This window comes from Qipengyuania nanhaisediminis, from assembly GCF_045862805.1.
Taxonomy (GTDB): Bacteria; Pseudomonadota; Alphaproteobacteria; order Sphingomonadales; family Sphingomonadaceae; genus Erythrobacter; species Erythrobacter nanhaisediminis_A.
Map to the genome: position 1 here is coordinate 1,917,814 of NZ_AP025760.1, position 14,978 is coordinate 1,932,791.

Below are 14,978 nucleotides of genomic sequence, written 5' to 3' on the forward strand. Positions count from 1 at the left end.
GCTGCGAAAATGGCGCCCCGCACTCTCGACAGCGACGTGTTCGAACACGCGCCCGATCCCGCCAATCCGGGCTGGCGGCATTGGAACCTGAAGGACGAAACGCTGTTCAACAGCGCGGTGATGGGCAAGCTCATCACCCGGGTCGATGACGATGGCCGTTCGCGCCTCAGGATGATCCCCGAGCGCCGCCACCAGAACCTGCAGGGGATCATCCACGGCGCGGTGACGCTGGCGCTGATCGATATTTCGATGTTCACGACCATGCACACGATTGGCAGCGGCAATGCCGGCCCTTCGGTCACGCTCGAACTGTCGACCCAGTTCGTGTGCGCAGGCGACATGACGCGCCCGCTCGATGCGGTGAACGAGATCGTGCGCGAAACCGGCAGCATGGTCTTCATCCGTGGCCAGTGCGTGCAGGACGACGATATCGTGGCCAGCTATTCGGGCATTGTCAGGAAGATGCGCGCCCGCGCCTCTGCCCGACCCGCATGACCGGGATCCTCGCCCGCTACGAACAGCTCGTCGCATCGGGGGAATTGCGCGAGGACGCCGACCAACGGCGCGCGGCCGAACGGCTCGAGACCTTGCAGCAGGCGCTCAATTCGAACGAGAAGCGCGGATTTCTCGCCAACCTGTTCGGCAGGCAACCCGGCCGGCCCGAGGGCGTCTACATGTGGGGCGGCGTGGGTCGCGGCAAATCGATGCTGATGGACCTGTTTCACGAGACCTTGCCGATCGAGGGGAAACGCCGAGCCCACTTCCATGCCTTCATGCAGGAGGTTCATGATGGCATGCGGCAGGCGCGCGAGAACCACGAGGGCGATCCGATCCCGCCCGTCGCGGCGCGGATCGCGCGCAATGTCCGCGTGCTCGCTTTCGACGAGATGGTCGTCAACAATTCGGCCGATGCGATGATCATGAGCCGCCTGTTTACCGAGCTGATCTGCGAGCAGGACGTCGCGATCGTCACCACGTCGAACCGCCCGCCGCGCGACCTTTACAAGGACGGTCTCAACCGCGAGCACTTCCTGCCCTTCATCGACCTGATCGCAGCCGAGCTCGACGTGGTGAGCCTGAACGGCCCGGTCGATTACCGGCGCGAGCGGATCGGCGATCTGGCAACCTGGAACATCCCGCTCGGCCCCGAGGCGACGGCGAAGGTGCGCGAGGCTTTCTTCCGGCTCACCGATTTTGCGCCCGAGGACGCCGACAATGTGCCCTCGGAAGACTTGCAGGTCAGCCCGCGGCGCAGCCTCCATGTGCCCAAGTCATTGAAAGGGGTTGCGGTTTTCAGCTTCAAGCGGTTGTGCGGCCAACCCCGCGGTGCGCCCGACTACCTCGCCATCGCGCGCGCGTTCCACACCGTCATCATCGTCGGTATTCCCCGGATGGGCCCGGAGATGCGCAACGAGGCGGCGCGGTTCGTGACCTTGATCGACGCGCTTTACGAACACCGCGTCAAGCTGTTCGCGACCGCTCAGACGCGGCCCGAAGAACTTTACGAGGAAGGCGACGGGAGTTTCGAGTTCGAACGCACGGTCAGCCGTCTGAACGAGATGCAGAGCGATGAATACATGGCGCTCGGCCACGGGGCCGGAGACTGAACACCGCGCGCCGGTAGATCGGTCGGGTTCTAGACGGTGCGATCAGGCCGCGGCGGTGCGTTCGGCGAGCCGGGCCTGCGCAGCGACGAGGCGGCTCATCACCTTCAGATCCTGTTCGCGCAATTGCAGCGCGGTATCGGCCCACATCTCGGTGATCCGGTTGAGTTCGGCCAGTTCGAGCTGCCAGACCTGCTTGGTCGCCCGCCTCGCGCCGACGAGACCGGCATGGCGGCGCTCTGACTTCTTGATGAAATCGCGCACCGCGTTCACCCCGTCGCCCGGCTCGGCAAGGACATCGACCAGTCCCATCTCGTGCAATTGTGCGGCGGTGTAGGTCTCGTTGGACACGATGATCCGGTCGGCCATCGCGCTTCCCAGCTTGCGCGACAGCAATGCGTGCGCGCCCATGCCGGGATAGAGGCCGAACATGATCTCGGGCAGGCCGAAGGTCGATTGGCGCTCGGCAACGATGTAGTCGAACGACAGCAGCGCCTCGAACCCGCCGCCCAGGGCCGCGCCCTGGACAAGCCCGATCGTGAGCATGGGAATATCGAGCGTGCGGATGTTTCGATCGAGTATTCGGCAGCAACGGTGGCCGTATTCGACCAGCCCGTCGCGGTTGCGTTCGCGGATCAGGCGCTGGAACAGGTCGAGATCGCCGCCGAAGCAGAAGACGTCAGGCGCGCGGCTGCCCAGCACCAGATAGCGCAGCGGCAGACGGTCAGCGCCGAAGCCCCCCTCGATCAGGTCCTGCCAGGCCTCGAAGTCGAGCAGCATGCCCGGCGTAAAGCTCGGTCGCTGCTCGGGATTCATGAAAGTCCAGAGGGTTGCCGGGTTTTGTTCATAGAGAACATCAAGCTCTGTCAGTTCGTAGAGCCCTTGCGGCACCGTGGCATGAAGCGCGCTTTCAGCGAGCATTTCGCTCTCTTCGCTGAACGGCACGGCCCTGCTCGCGCTGCTATCCATGAACTGACTCCGCCCTTCCCGTTGCGTCCCAAGGCGCGTCTGTGGCGCCTATCGGATGAGCGGCCCTGCGGCCGGCCTCGTTCAGACTTGTAAGCTACCGATCGGAAAGCTGGCAAACAAATATTTGAACAATTCCGGCAAAGAGAGTCTCAATACGAAACACCTGGCCCCCGATTTCTCACCGGTCCTTCGCTAGTGTTTGCTCAACTTGCCTGGCGCTCTATCACCCGCTGACGCCCAGTCGTTCGAGCGATTTTTCGAGCATAATCATCTGCCACAGGATCCGGCCGTGATCGCTGCGTCCGGATATGTGTTCGTCTGCGAGCTGCGTCAGCAAGCGCGGGTCGAACCAGCCTGATTGGGCAAGCATGGAGCTCGTCGCACAGGCTCGCGCCTCGTGGCTGAGCGGACCGCGCAACCATTGTGAGACCGGCGTCACGAACCCCTGTTTGGGCCGATAGAGTATGTCACGCGGCAGATAGCGCTCCATGCACTTCTTGAGCAGGTACTTGCCCGTGTTTCCGCGCACCCGCATCCGCTCGGGCAGCCTCGCCGCGAACTCGACGAGACGGTGATCGAGCAGGGGTTCGCGCGCCTCGAGGCTGACCGCCATGCTGGTGCGATCGATCTTGGTGAGGATGTCACCGGGCAACCAGAACGTGAGGTCGGCATATTGCGCGCGGTCGAGACCGCTTCGTGCCGGGGCCTCGCGCATATGATTGATCAGCTCGTCCTCGGCGCGGAATCCGGCCAGCTCGCTTCGCATGGAATCGCTGTAGAGTGCATCGCGCATCGCCGTCGTGTTGACCGACAATCCGCGCGCATATCCCGCCTCCGAACTCTCCGCCAGCGCCAGCAAGGTCGCCTTGGCGCGCAGCGGACGCGGAGCCCAGTCCGCCTTGGGCCAGACCCGGCCGAGCGGCCCGAACAGGCGTGACCGCAGGCCTTGAGGCAAAAGCGCGCGCAAGCGATCTTCGTGATGGTGAAAAACCTGTCGGCGATACCCTGCAAAAGCCTCGTCAGCGCCGTCGCCCGACAGGGCAACGGTCACGTTCTCGCGGGCAAGCTGGCACACCCGTAAGGTTGCGAGCGCCGAGGCATCGGCAAAGGGTTCATCGAAGATTCCCGCGAGCTGATCGATCGCGGAAAAATCGTCACGGCTCACGCGGCGTGTTCGGTGGTCCGTCTGGAATATCGCCGCGACCTGCTCGGCGTAGGAGGTTTCATCGAGTTCGCCGACATCGAAGCCGATCGAGCATGTGCGGACCGGATCGGTGCTCGTCTCGCTCATCAAGGCGACGACGCTCGACGAATCGACACCGCCTGAAAGGAACGCTCCGAGCGGCACATCGGCCACCATGCGCGAGCGCACAGCTTCGCGCATCAGATGAACCAGCTGCGCGGAAAGATCGGCTTCGCTGCCACGTTCGCGCTCGGTGAAGCTGACATCATACCAGCGACGCTGGCCTTCGGGTGCGCGCCCCTGTTCGAGCAGGAGGAAATGTCCCGCAGCAAGCTTCTCGACCCCCGACAGGATCGCGTGGCTATCGGGAACGTAGCCCCAGGTTAAATAGGCATCGAGCGCGCGCGGGTCGACCCGGCGACGCAGGAGCGGATGCGCAAGCAAGCCCTTAAGCTCGGAGGCAAAGGCAAGGCTGCCATCCGACAGATACGCAAGAAAGAGCGGTTTGACCCCGAAGCGGTCGCGCGCCAGAAGCAATTGCCGCTTGTCGAGGTCGTAAAGGGCGAAAGCGAACATGCCGTGCAGCCTGTCGAGACAACCGGTGCCCCAATGTTGCCAGGCAGCCAAGATCAGCTCGCTATCGCCATTAGTCCTGATCTGCGCGCCTTCGCGTTCGAGTTCGCTGCGCAATTCGCGGAAATTGTAGATCTCGCCGTTGAAGACGAGCACTGCCCGGCCATCGGCGGAGTGCATGGGCTGGGGCGAGCCGACAGGGTCGATCACGGACAGTCGCCTGTGTCCCAGCCCTACACCGTGCGCGGTCCAAACGCCCGCCCCGTCGGGCCCGCGATGCGCGAGGGCATCGCACATTCGCTCGACCCGTAAGGGGTCGACCGGTTTTGGCACTTCGGCGTGAAAAAGGCCTGCAATCCCGCACATGACTGGCCGCGGCGGTTAGCCCATGCCCTTCGGCACCGCAATCGCGAGCGTGGCCATGGCGACGAGCACGAGGGTAAGAATGGCCGCGAGCGCAGTGGCTGGCGTGATCGGCCTGCTTTCGAGCGCGGCCGGCCAGGCCATGGCTCCGATTTCGCTCGCATCCCAACCATAGGCATCGGGATCGCGCTCGAAAAAGCGCCATGCAGCAGCGAGCACGACCGCGACGACGATGGCGAAGAAAACCCAGCCATAAACGATGTGATCGAGCCCCGCGGCAAACTCCGTTCCGCGGCTTTGCGCGATATAAATCGTGCCCCAGGCCCTCAGGCCATTGGCGATAATCGGCACGATGATGGCCAAAGCAATGAATGCGGCCCGGCGGCGCCAGCTCGCAAAGCGCGTGAAGCAAACCAGCACGGCAAGGGCGATCATCGCGATAAGGAATTTCACACCCGAACACGCCTCGGCGACGATGAATAGCCCGATCGGGGTCTGGATGAAGATACCGTCGATTTCCGCCGGAATCCCGCTCCAAATGGTCAGCGTCACGGCGATCTTCGCGGTAACGATCTGTAGCGGACCAATGATTTCATCGCCGAAGGGAACAAGGAACACCGCAAACCCGATCGGTAGCGCGAGTGCTAGTCCCGCACGCGGGCCGATTGCGGTAAGGACGACGCCCTGTAGCGCTCCGACCGCACCGGCATGTGCGAGCAGATTGATCCCACTCGCACGGCCAGCGAGCCACAGCGCAAGGCCAACCGCGACTATTCCGAGACCCGCCGCCCAGGGCGCAGGCGTGATCTGCGCAAGATCGTCGCGTTTGAGGTGGACGAGCCATGCGATGACCGGCGGTACGAGGAGGATGTGCGAAAAGGTGTCGATCCACAACCACTGATGGAACATCTCCGCCCATTCACGTGCCGTCACCGTCATGACAACCAGTGCGCCCGACAACATCAGGAGCAGCGCGCTGCGCCAAGCCGAATGCGGCTCGTGCGCCCGCAGCGATTCCGAACGGTGAAGACTGGAGGCAAGGTCAGGCGGCATGGCGCGAAGCCCTCCCACCTTCGAGGAGGTTGGCCAGCGGCACGAGCATGGCCTGCCAGTCATGGTGGTCCAGGACAAACTGGCGTGCGCGTTGGCCCGTTTCGGCTGCTACTTCGGGCCTTGCGAGCAAATCGGCTGCTTTGGCAGCCATCTGCGAGGGATCGAGATCGGCGAGCTGCCAATGCTCGGCGTCACGTGCGGCAATGCCAGTGGCCGATTGCGGCGTCAGGAGGACAGGCCGCGCCATCGCCATGGCCTCGAGCACCTTGTTCTGCACGCCGCGGGCTATCGCGAGCGGAACCACGACGCAGTCGGCAGCGGCAAGGAACGGCCGAATATCGGGCACTTCTCCCCAGACGCGCAAGCCATCGCGCCCATCGAGAGCACGCAAGGCTGCGCGCGGACGCCGGCCAACCACATGCAAGCACGCATCCGGCAGACGCTCCCGCAGGAGCGGCATCAGCTGAGTCGCTGCCCATTGTGCCGCAGCCTCGTTGGGCGGGTAATCCATCTGTCCGGTGAAGACGAGGTGCGGGCCCTTTGCACCGGCAAGCTCCGGACAAGGCTTGATCGATGTGGGATCGAATGCGGCCGCATCGATCCCATTGCCAATCACGGCGATATTTGCGCAGCCCGGCTCGCTCAATCGGCTTGCGAACAAATCTGCTTCCTGCGCACTGATCAACACGGTCGCATCCGCGCGTCTTGCCAGACGCTCTTCCTCGCGAGCGAGCAGGCGGCCTTCGCGCCTGTTCAGCCACACGCGGTCACCGTTGTCAGCAAAGTTTTCGAACTTGGCGCTATCGACGTCGCAAAGATCTATGACCACTTTCCCGTCCCAGTCGCCGGGCAGAAACTGGCCCATCTGGCCCGAGAAGATCACTACCTTGTCGATCCGTCCGCTGGTCAACATGCGCCTTGTCCAGTCGGAAAGCGTATGACTGGAAAAGGCGGTAAGGCTTACCGGTCGCCGCGTACAGATCGCCTCCACACCTGCCAGCACGAGCGGTTTTGTGCGGTCGACCACGCAATGCGACGCAGCGATGGCTGACAACTCGCCGATAGCGGCGCGGTCCTCGTCGCTGTCAGCGAAGCAACCGACGTGAACCGGAGCGATCTCGGCGAGCTTCCTGAGCAGGTGGTGTGCACGAATCTTGTCCCCGCGATTGGGGGGAAAGGGCACGCGGTGCGCCAGGAAAAGTATGTCGCCCATCGCCGTGATCTCCGCGGTCAGGCCAAGTCACGCGCAACGAGCGGGCCAAGCGCATTGGCAAGCGGTAGCGGCAACTTCTTCCAAAGAGCGATCTTGCGAGCATAAGAGGCGCTGGTCGGGTCGACATTACGCGCGAGTGCACCGGGCCTTACCCATTCGCCGTAGACCAACGGCTGAGGCGTAAAGCCCCAGTTCTTCTTGAAATGATACGGGCCGCTGCCTGTTTTCGACCGGCCGAAATCGAACCGGCGCATGCCCTGCCGACGGGCGTGTAGCATGAGCTCATAATACATGAGTTCATTGGCGCGGGCGGCGCGCGCGTCGCGGCTCCCTCCGCCCCAGAATGGCAGCACAGCCCCGTCGTGGTAGAAGGACAGAACACTCGCCAGCGGCTCTCCACGGCGCGAAACTGTCAAGATGTCGCTGCTGTCCGGGAAAGCATCGAGCATGGTCTCGAACAGGCGCTTCGGGAATACGGGCGTGCCCAAATTGCGTACGCTTTGCGAATAGACCGAGTAGTGCTCGGCGAGGTCATGCTGCTCGCGGCCGATACGCACTTCGAGATCGCTCTTCAGCGCCTTTCGCACTTCGGCGCGCGCCTTGCGCGGGATTGCGAGCAATTGTTCCTCATCATCGCTCGCCAGTTCGCGCTCGAAACCGCAATGCTTGTCCTCGTGGCGTGTCCAGCCCTCGGGAATCGCCCCGCCGCGCAATTCCACGCTGTCAAAACCCTCGGCCGCCGCGATCTGGCTCGCATGATCGCAGAGCTGGAAGCCGACTTCGCTATCATCGCAAAGGACGCCGCCTCCGACGCCGAAGCCGCTCGAAACGAGCGCTTTGCCGAACAGCCGCGATTGCACCCTGGTCAGGGGCAACCACCCGGTGATTGCTCCCATCTTCTCGGCAATGAGACCCATAGCGCGATGGCCCGTGGCCTGCGCCACCGCATTCAGCCAGGCCGGGCGGTGAAACAGGCTGCCACGCTGTCGGCGCACATAAACCTCGATACTATCGACCGTGAACGGGTCATCGAGGTCGGTGACGGTAACAGTGCCGCGAGTGTCGAGCGCCATGTTCATGCCGCGACCTCATCGGCCTCGCCCCTGCCGCCAGGCACTTCTGCACGGCGCGCTTCACGGTGCGCGAGGACGTCCATCCTGCACCAGCGAAACTCGTGGACGAGGTCGCGCAGTTTTCCGGCCATTTGCTCAAGCCCGGTATAGTGGCGCAAACGCGAGCGGATCGGTGCTCCGGGCACGCGTGGCTGGTCAGGATCGATTTCCCACGGGTGGAAATAAAAGACCGCGGGGCGATTGTATTTGCGATTGGCCTGACGGATCGCCCATCGAGAAAACGCATAAGGCAGGACCCGGAAGAACCCCCCTCCCCCCGCTGCGACACGTCGTCCGCCGAGAATTGCGGTGGTCACTGGCAATTCGACCAGATCCGAACCTGGAAGCGGACGAAAAGCAAAGCGCGGTGCGTCGGGCCAGCCATAATGGTCGTGCGTCACCGGGGCGACACTGGAAGAATAGTCGTACCCCTGTTCAGCGAGTTCGAGAAAAGCCCATGGCGTGCGCTGATCGATCGAGAAGCTGGGTGCTCGATAGCCGGCAACCTTCTTTCCGCTGCAATCTTCAAGGATTTCTCGCGCCAGTTTGATGTCGGCGGCAAAAGTGGTGCGGTCAAAAGTGAACACCCGGGCGTGATCGTATCCATGACTGGCGATCTCGTGCCCGGCATCGGCTATCCGGCGAATGAGATCGGGACGGCGCCTCGCCACCCAACCGAGCGTGAAGAAGGTCGCGCTCACTTGCGCTTCGGAAAACAGGTCGAGAATGCGCGCGATATTGTCCTCTACCCTCAGGTCGAGATCGTCCCAGTCATCGCGATCGATCACGGTCTCGAACGCGCCGACCTGGAACCAGTCCTCGACATCGACAGACAGCCCATTCGTCACGCCGCCGTCCTTGTGCGCGTGTGCAGCAGGGAACGGACTTTGCGCGTTCATGGTCAGGCTGCCTCGCGCGAAGTATCGTCCTCGAGCCACTCGATCAGCATGGTCAGCACGTGCCGGAACGACTGTTCCTGCTCTTCGAGGCGAGCCTCGATACGGCCGATGGTCTCGTCGAACTGCGGGGTGCTCAGTGCCGTCGCGCCGTCACCCGCTGCCGAGCGACCGGCCGCCTGCAATTCGCTGATGGCAGCTTCAAGTTCGGCGGTTCGCTCATCGCGCTCTGCCAGCAGAGCGGCAACCTCGCTGGCAGGAACGCTGTCAATGCCGGCCTCGCTGGCCGGGGCGACCTCGGCCGGCTCGATGCTCAGTCCGCTGGGCTCGACGCTAGACCCGCGATCCTGGTCCGCATTCATCTCTGCGAGCACGGCGTCGAGCATCTCGCTTCCGATCGCATCGACTTCCTCGATCGCGCCCAGCAGAAGCAGGCGGTTCATCACCTGGTTCACGCGCCGCGGTATGCCTTGGGTCGCATCATAGAGCAGCGAGAGAAGCTGATCTTCGAAGATGGGCCGCCCATCCCAACCGACCTGTTCGAGCCGGTGCTCGACATAGTCCTGCACCTCGCTTTCATCGAGGGCCTCGAGATGATGCGAGGCGATGATCCGCTGGCGCAATTGCTCAAGATCGGGGTGATGAGCGAGCGTGCGGCGAAATTCCGGTTGCCCGAGCAGCAGGCTCTGCAAAAGCGGGTGCGAACCGAGCTGAAAATTTGAAAGCATCCGCAGCTCTTCGAGCGCGGTGATGTCGAGATTCTGACATTCATCAACCACCAACAAGCAACGACGGCCCTCGCGCGCTTCGTCTTGCAGGAAGCGCTCGATCGCACCTAGGGCGCCAGCCTTGTCCTTGCCCTCGATCTTGAGTCCGAAAGCCTGGGCGACGACATGGACCAGTTCTTCTCCATCAAGCGCAGACGTCACGACCTGTGCAACCGTGTGCGCTTGCGGATCGATCCGCTCCATCAGGTGCGCCACCAGGGTCGATTTGCCCGCACCGACCTCGCCGGTGATGACGATGAAGCCTTCGCCCTGATTCATGCCATAGCCGAGATAGCTCAAAGCCTTGCGATGGCTCGCGCTCTCGAAATAGAAATCAGGGTCGGGCGTAAGCTGGAAGGGCCTTCCGCTGAAACCGTAAAAAGTGTCGTACATGGCTTGTCTGCTCCCCCTAGGATCAGAAATCGTAGCGCAGACCGAGCAGCGCGGTCGCAGTGGCGAAATCCTCGGCCGAAAAATCGCTATCGAAGTAATCGACCGCGAGCGCGGCGCGGGCCGAAAGGCGCGAGGTGAGCGAACGGTTATAGGCGGCAGACGCCCCGATCGCGGTGAGGTCGCCGTCGGCGCGTCCGGCTTCGAACCAGTTGACATATGCACTGGTCTGCAGGCTCGCATTGCGGCCGAGCTGACGGCCGAGCGCCCCGGTGATGTAATAGCTTTCATCGGTGATGCCGTCGGCTGCCTCGAGCGCGGTTCCTTGCGCTGCGATGAAGGTGCGCCTGTCATAACCTGCGCCAAGAGCAGCGGTGAGACGTCCGATGCGGCGTTGATAGCTGACATTCACCCCTCGACCGCGAAATGCTGCCGAGCGCACCGAGCCGAGCGTGTTGACGAGGCCGTTGCCATCGCCGTCAGCGCCCGAGACGAGTCCAGAGAAGTCACCGGTCACCGGATTGCGGCCGACAGTGAAATCGTCCGAAAGTCCGGCGAGTGCGTTGTTGAGCGCGCCGCCATAACCGGTGATGCCGTCATAGGCCGAGATGCTCAACGCGCTGCGTTCGCTCGGCACATAGGTGAACGAACCGTAGTAGGTCGTCGAATCATAGCGTTCGCCGATGCTCGCCTGTAGCGACGTGCGCGAACTCGGGCGCCAAAGCACGCCGACATCCCAGAGGAATCCGTCGACATCGAACGCCAGAACACGCGGCGATGACGTGTCGGTGACAAGCCGTCCGTCCGCGCCGATCACCGGGTCGCCATTGGCATCGCGCAGAGCATCGCGGCTCGACACCTCGACATCCTCGTAACCGGCGCCACCAACGATCGCGAGCGATTGCGAGACCGGCACGGTGACATCGCCGCGCACATATATATCGCGCACACGCTGATCGAGGTTGGAGATATCTTCCTGATAGGCGCCGGCAGTCACCGCCAGCCCGACGGGCAACGGATCGCCCGCGCGGGTCGCGGCCCGCACCTGGCTCGAATAGGTCACGCTGTCATCGAAGACATCGATCGGGTCGCCATTTTCGTCAATGACGGCATCGTCGGTCTCGAAACGATTGTAACCGATGCGCGCATGCGCCGAGACCGCAACGGGTCCGGCCTGGGCGTTGAATGTCGGTCCGGCGTAAAGCGCATAGGTCTGGCTCGTCGCATCGGCGCTGACCAGTGGATTGGGCGAGACCGCCCCGCTTCCATCGACGCGAGTCCGGCTTGCCAGAGCGCCCGCCTCTAGCGTTACCGCGCGAGGGATGACGGCGATATAACCGCGCGCTACGCCGCTCACGGTATCGGTGTCGACAGCGTCGCCATAACCGATATTGCGTTCGTATCGGACCGAGGCCGAGACCCCGCTATTGCGGCCCTGCACGTTGATATCGACCCCGGCCGCAACCTGGGTGAAGGTCAGCACGTCATCCCCGGGCGAGAGTTCGGCCGATAGGACCTGGCTCACCTCGATATAGGGGCTGACAGTGGTGGTGCGTCCCGGTCCGTCGTCAGCGCGGCTTTCTTGCGCCTGGACGGGCGCTGCCATGATGATCGAAGCGATACCGGCAAGAAGCAGTTTTCTATGGCGAAGCATGGTCATTCTTCCCTCTCCCCGTATTCGCCGAAGCGGCGGCCGGACGGGCTGAATTGCGCCGCATTGAGCAGCAGCTTGATATCGGGACAGGCAGAAAGGAGCTGGCGCGCATCTTCGAGCGCGGCACGCCCTGTGTAATCGGCGCGCACCACCAGCAGCGCCTGGCCGACATGCGATGCGAGCTCGGCCGCCGGCGATGCGGCGAGCGCGGGCGGTGTGTCGAAGATCACGAAACGTCTGGGCGCTCTGCGGGTGATCCGATCGAGCACCTCGCCGGTTCGCGCGCTGGTAAGCAGTTCGGAATCGCGCGCTGAGGCATTGCCGGCAGGCAAAACGAACAAACCTTCAATATCAGTCGGCGAAACCAGCGTTTCGGGCGCGATTGAGCTGTCGTTGAGCGCATCCATCAGCCCTTTGTCCGCGCCCTCTATTCCGAGGCGGCGCGTCACTGATGGCTTGAGGAAATCGGCATCAACGAGCACGACCTCGATATCGCGTTCAGCGGCCAGCGCGATCGCAAGATTGGTCGCGCAATAGGTCTTGCCCTCACCAGGAAGCGGCGAACACACGAGAATGCGCCGCGCCTTGGGATCGCTCGACGCACGCGCATCGGCGAGGAGTTCGCGTTTGACGATGCGAAATTCCTCGAGCAACCCCGTCGCCGGTTGGCCAGGCACGATGAGCCCTTCCGCCTGGATTCGCTCGCCATCTGTCTCTAGCAGCGGTCCGCAAAGGGCGACCGCCGGTTCGTGAACTTCGACCGGTGCCGCGACGTCTTTTTCAGCCGCCGGCTTGATGGACTGTGCCTCGGGCTTCGCCTTCGCTGGAGCCGCTGGCTGCGCTTGCGGGACACGCCGCTTTGGTCGCGGCAGGTTCGCAGGCACACCCACTGCGCCAATCGCGTCGAGACCGAAGGCCTTGTCGGCCCGCTCGAACAGCGATGCAGCGCCCTTGGACTTGCTGTCGATCTTGCTGTGTTCGGTCATCTCTGCCCCCTCACGCGATGGTTCCGACCGAAACGATTTCGATCGCCAGCAAGACGACGAGCACGCCGACGAGCCCTGCCGAGGCACCTGCGAACTGCTTCAACCGTTTCGCGCGCAATTGCTTTGCCGCATCGGATAGTGTCAGCGATACCGAGCCGATGACCGGCAAGCCCATCGACCTTTCGAGTTTCTGCGGGGTTGCAAACCCGGAGCGCAATTGCGCGAGCGCATAAGCGCCCCCTGCCCCGGCGCCGATCCCGACGATCAACACGCCGATAAGCAGTAGCGGGCGATTGGGGGCCGCAGGCGATTGTGGCACCACCGGCGGATCGACGAGATCGAACTTGTACTGACTCGTCTCGTCAACGACATCGCCGCGCGTGCGCAGTTTCTCGCGATCTTCGAGCAAGCGCTCGTAATTGGTCCGCAGGACGTCGTAATCGCGGCTGATGCGGTTCGCTTCGGCGGCGACAGCGGGTTCGGATGCCTGGCTAGCGACCAGCGATGCCAGCATCGACTGGATGGCAGCCCTCCGTGCCTGCAACGCCTCGACCCCGGCCTGCCGGTCTGCACGCAGGGCAAGAAGCGAGGAATAGGCGGGGTTCGGGGTGCCGGAGACATTTCCAGGTCCTTCTGCCGCGACCTGACGAGTGAGCAGCTCGACCTGGCGGGTCGCAGAGAGAACGTCCGGGTGGGCATCGGTCAGTCCGCGGGCACGAAGGGCTGCGAGCTGCGACTGCGCCTGTGCAAGAGCGGCACGCGGCCCGTTGTCGCCGCTTCCGCCTACCAACGTGCGAGGCGTGCTCGACAACTGGCCATTCAAGGCGACGAGCGCGCTTTGCGCAGCCGCAAGGTCGGCATCGATATCGCGCAGTTCGGTCCGGGCCCTCTGGACCCGCGAGGACAAGGTGGCCGATCCGCCGACGAGATCGGGATATTGCGCCTCGAATGCCAGGCGCCGTTCCTCGGCCGCTTCGAGCTCCAGCTTTCGCTCTTCGAGTTGCTCGTTGAGATCAGCAATGGCGCCGCTGATCTCGGCGCGATTGCCCGAAATGTGTTCTTCGCGAAAGATGTCGAGCAGCTTTTGCACCACGTTGCGCGCGAGAACGGCGTTTTCCGCATCGCTGAGCCGGCGCAGGCCCACTTCCGCGGTGATCGAAAAGAGATTGTCCTCTTCGCTCTCGACGCGGACATTCTCGCTCAGATCGGCGATCGCGGTATCGAGCTGCGCGCGCCCGGTGATCTCCTCGCCCAGCTTGGTCGAGGTGATGACCTTCTCGAGATTAACCGAGCTCAAGAGCGTCTGGCGCACGCGGGTGATCTCTTCCCGTCCATCTCCGGCGATGCCGAGCTGTTCGGAAAGGACATCATCGACATCGACATAGATGCGTGCGCGTGATTCATAGGAATTGGGGATCATCGCGACGATCAGCCACCCGAGCAGGCACACCGCCCAGGCAATAGCGAGCGCGATCCAGCGGCGGTGCCAGACCGAATAGAGCGCTCCGCGCAGTTCTTCGACAATCTCGTTCATACCCGGCCCCGCGCTCCTAGAACCGGCTTTCAGGGATGATGATGGTATCGCCCGGGCTCAGCATTACATTGGCGCTGCTGTCACCGCGCTTGAGAAGGTCGGCAAGCCGCAGACGATATTCGTTCTGCTCGCCTGTCTCGCGGTCGATCCGCAGCAATTTTGCACGGTTGCCCGCGGCGAATTCACCAAGACCGCCAACCGCGATCATCGCGTCGAGCACTGTCATGTTTGCACGGAAGGGAAGCGAGGCCGGTTGCTCGGTCGAGCCGACCACGCGAATCTGCTGGTCAAAGGTGGAGTTGAACTCGTTGACGATCACCGAGACGATCGGTTGCTCGATATATTTGACGAGCTCGTCATGGATGTCGCTTTCGAGCTGGGTCGCTGTCTTGCCCACGGCGGCCATGTCGCGGACGAGCGGAATGGTGATCCGCCCATCGGGGCGAACCTGGATATTCTCTGCGCTCAGTTCGGGGTTGCGCCAGACATGGATCGTGATCTCGTCGAGCGGACCGATGATGTATTCCGCACTCGGCGCGCTTTGCGTCTCGGCATAGCTCGCCGAAGGCAATTCGGGGCCGGTACCGGCACATGCGGTCAAGTAGGTGGTGGCAAGAGCGAGACCCGCTACGCGGGGCAATGAAAGCGAATTCGGCATCGATACGTATCCTTGGTCAGTAA

The 14,978-nt window shown here is 63.1% G+C and carries 13 protein-coding genes; 2 read left to right on the plus strand and 11 right to left on the minus strand.

What is annotated here, in order from left to right; genetic code table 11:
* Positions 1-9 precede the first annotated feature (9 nt).
* Both ACKTSM_RS09250 and zapE read left to right on the plus strand, forming a co-directional pair.
* A complete protein-coding gene (locus ACKTSM_RS09250; protein WP_407874368.1) occupies positions 10-495 on the plus strand; it encodes a PaaI family thioesterase in 486 nt (161 codons plus the stop codon).
* The gene (gene zapE / locus ACKTSM_RS09255) at positions 492-1,607 is read left to right on the plus strand and encodes a cell division protein ZapE (RefSeq protein WP_407874369.1); all 1,116 of its coding nucleotides are present in this window, start codon (positions 492-494) and stop codon (positions 1,605-1,607) included. Before ACKTSM_RS09250 ends, zapE begins: the two co-directional genes overlap by 4 nt.
* Before the next feature lie 42 nt (positions 1,608-1,649).
* Here the strand turns inward: zapE and ACKTSM_RS09260 are convergent, their stop codons facing one another.
* The 11 genes from ACKTSM_RS09260 to ACKTSM_RS09310 all read right to left on the minus strand — a co-directional run bounded on the left by ACKTSM_RS09260 (position 1,650) and on the right by ACKTSM_RS09310 (position 14,955).
* Positions 1,650-2,573, minus strand: coding sequence for a crotonase/enoyl-CoA hydratase family protein (locus tag ACKTSM_RS09260; RefSeq protein WP_407874370.1), 924 nt, complete (start codon positions 2,571-2,573; stop codon positions 1,650-1,652).
* 223 nt (positions 2,574-2,796) lie between these two features.
* Positions 2,797-4,695 carry an XrtA/PEP-CTERM system amidotransferase gene (locus ACKTSM_RS09265; RefSeq protein WP_407874371.1) on the minus strand — a complete coding sequence of 633 codons (1,899 nt, stop codon included), beginning with the start codon at positions 4,693-4,695 and terminating at the stop codon, positions 2,797-2,799.
* 15 nt (positions 4,696-4,710) lie between these two features.
* Complete coding sequence (xrtA, locus tag ACKTSM_RS09270; protein WP_407874372.1) at positions 4,711-5,745, minus strand: exosortase A; 1,035 nt, start codon at positions 5,743-5,745, stop codon at positions 4,711-4,713.
* Entirely contained in the window at positions 5,735-6,958 is a 1,224-nt protein-coding gene (locus ACKTSM_RS09275; RefSeq protein WP_407874373.1) for a TIGR03087 family PEP-CTERM/XrtA system glycosyltransferase, read from the minus strand. The genes xrtA and ACKTSM_RS09275 overlap by 11 nt, the downstream gene beginning before the upstream one ends.
* A 17-nt stretch (positions 6,959-6,975) precedes the next feature.
* The gene (locus ACKTSM_RS09280; RefSeq protein ID WP_407874374.1) at positions 6,976-8,037 is read right to left on the minus strand and encodes a FemAB family XrtA/PEP-CTERM system-associated protein; all 1,062 of its coding nucleotides are present in this window, start codon (positions 8,035-8,037) and stop codon (positions 6,976-6,978) included.
* Entirely contained in the window at positions 8,034-8,969 is a 936-nt protein-coding gene (locus ACKTSM_RS09285) for an XrtA system polysaccharide deacetylase (protein WP_407874375.1), read from the minus strand. Before ACKTSM_RS09285 ends, ACKTSM_RS09280 begins: the two co-directional genes overlap by 4 nt.
* A 2-nt stretch (positions 8,970-8,971) precedes the next feature.
* Positions 8,972-10,126 carry an XrtA/PEP-CTERM system-associated ATPase gene (locus tag ACKTSM_RS09290; protein ID WP_407874376.1) on the minus strand — a complete coding sequence of 385 codons (1,155 nt, stop codon included), beginning with the start codon at positions 10,124-10,126 and terminating at the stop codon, positions 8,972-8,974.
* 22 nt (positions 10,127-10,148) lie between these two features.
* On the minus strand, positions 10,149-11,783 hold the full coding sequence (locus tag ACKTSM_RS09295; protein ID WP_407874377.1) for a preprotein translocase subunit YajC: 1,635 nt from the start codon (positions 11,781-11,783) through the stop codon (positions 10,149-10,151).
* Positions 11,780-12,763: an AAA family ATPase gene (locus ACKTSM_RS09300; RefSeq protein ID WP_407874378.1), complete on the minus strand. Its 984-nt coding sequence runs from the start codon at positions 12,761-12,763 to the stop codon at positions 11,780-11,782. Before ACKTSM_RS09300 ends, ACKTSM_RS09295 begins: the two co-directional genes overlap by 4 nt.
* A 10-nt stretch (positions 12,764-12,773) precedes the next feature.
* Entirely contained in the window at positions 12,774-14,297 is a 1,524-nt protein-coding gene (locus ACKTSM_RS09305) for an XrtA system polysaccharide chain length determinant (protein ID WP_407874379.1), read from the minus strand.
* 16 nt (positions 14,298-14,313) lie between these two features.
* Positions 14,314-14,955: an XrtA/PEP-CTERM system exopolysaccharide export protein gene (locus tag ACKTSM_RS09310; protein ID WP_407874380.1), complete on the minus strand. Its 642-nt coding sequence runs from the start codon at positions 14,953-14,955 to the stop codon at positions 14,314-14,316.
* Between the last annotated feature and the right edge of the window lie 23 nt (positions 14,956-14,978).

What these genes read in the sequence shown, in the direction of transcription:
- ACKTSM_RS09250 (WP_407874368.1), top strand. Translation starts at nt 10, where the DNA reads ATGGCGCCCCGCACTCTCGACAGCGACGTGTTCGAACACGCGCCCGAT.
- zapE (WP_407874369.1), top strand. Translation starts at nt 492, where the DNA reads ATGACCGGGATCCTCGCCCGCTACGAACAGCTCGTCGCATCGGGGGAA.
- ACKTSM_RS09260 (WP_407874370.1), bottom strand. Translation starts at nt 2,573, where the DNA reads ATGGATAGCAGCGCGAGCAGGGCCGTGCCGTTCAGCGAAGAGAGCGAA.
- ACKTSM_RS09265 (WP_407874371.1), bottom strand. Translation starts at nt 4,695, where the DNA reads ATGTGCGGGATTGCAGGCCTTTTTCACGCCGAAGTGCCAAAACCGGTC.
- xrtA (WP_407874372.1), bottom strand. Translation starts at nt 5,745, where the DNA reads ATGCCGCCTGACCTTGCCTCCAGTCTTCACCGTTCGGAATCGCTGCGG.
- ACKTSM_RS09275 (WP_407874373.1), bottom strand. Translation starts at nt 6,958, where the DNA reads ATGGGCGACATACTTTTCCTGGCGCACCGCGTGCCCTTTCCCCCCAAT.
- ACKTSM_RS09280 (WP_407874374.1), bottom strand. Translation starts at nt 8,037, where the DNA reads ATGAACATGGCGCTCGACACTCGCGGCACTGTTACCGTCACCGACCTC.
- ACKTSM_RS09285 (WP_407874375.1), bottom strand. Translation starts at nt 8,969, where the DNA reads ATGAACGCGCAAAGTCCGTTCCCTGCTGCACACGCGCACAAGGACGGC.
- ACKTSM_RS09290 (WP_407874376.1), bottom strand. Translation starts at nt 10,126, where the DNA reads ATGTACGACACTTTTTACGGTTTCAGCGGAAGGCCCTTCCAGCTTACG.
- ACKTSM_RS09295 (WP_407874377.1), bottom strand. Translation starts at nt 11,783, where the DNA reads ATGACCATGCTTCGCCATAGAAAACTGCTTCTTGCCGGTATCGCTTCG.
- ACKTSM_RS09300 (WP_407874378.1), bottom strand. Translation starts at nt 12,763, where the DNA reads ATGACCGAACACAGCAAGATCGACAGCAAGTCCAAGGGCGCTGCATCG.
- ACKTSM_RS09305 (WP_407874379.1), bottom strand. Translation starts at nt 14,297, where the DNA reads ATGAACGAGATTGTCGAAGAACTGCGCGGAGCGCTCTATTCGGTCTGG.
- ACKTSM_RS09310 (WP_407874380.1), bottom strand. Translation starts at nt 14,955, where the DNA reads ATGCCGAATTCGCTTTCATTGCCCCGCGTAGCGGGTCTCGCTCTTGCC.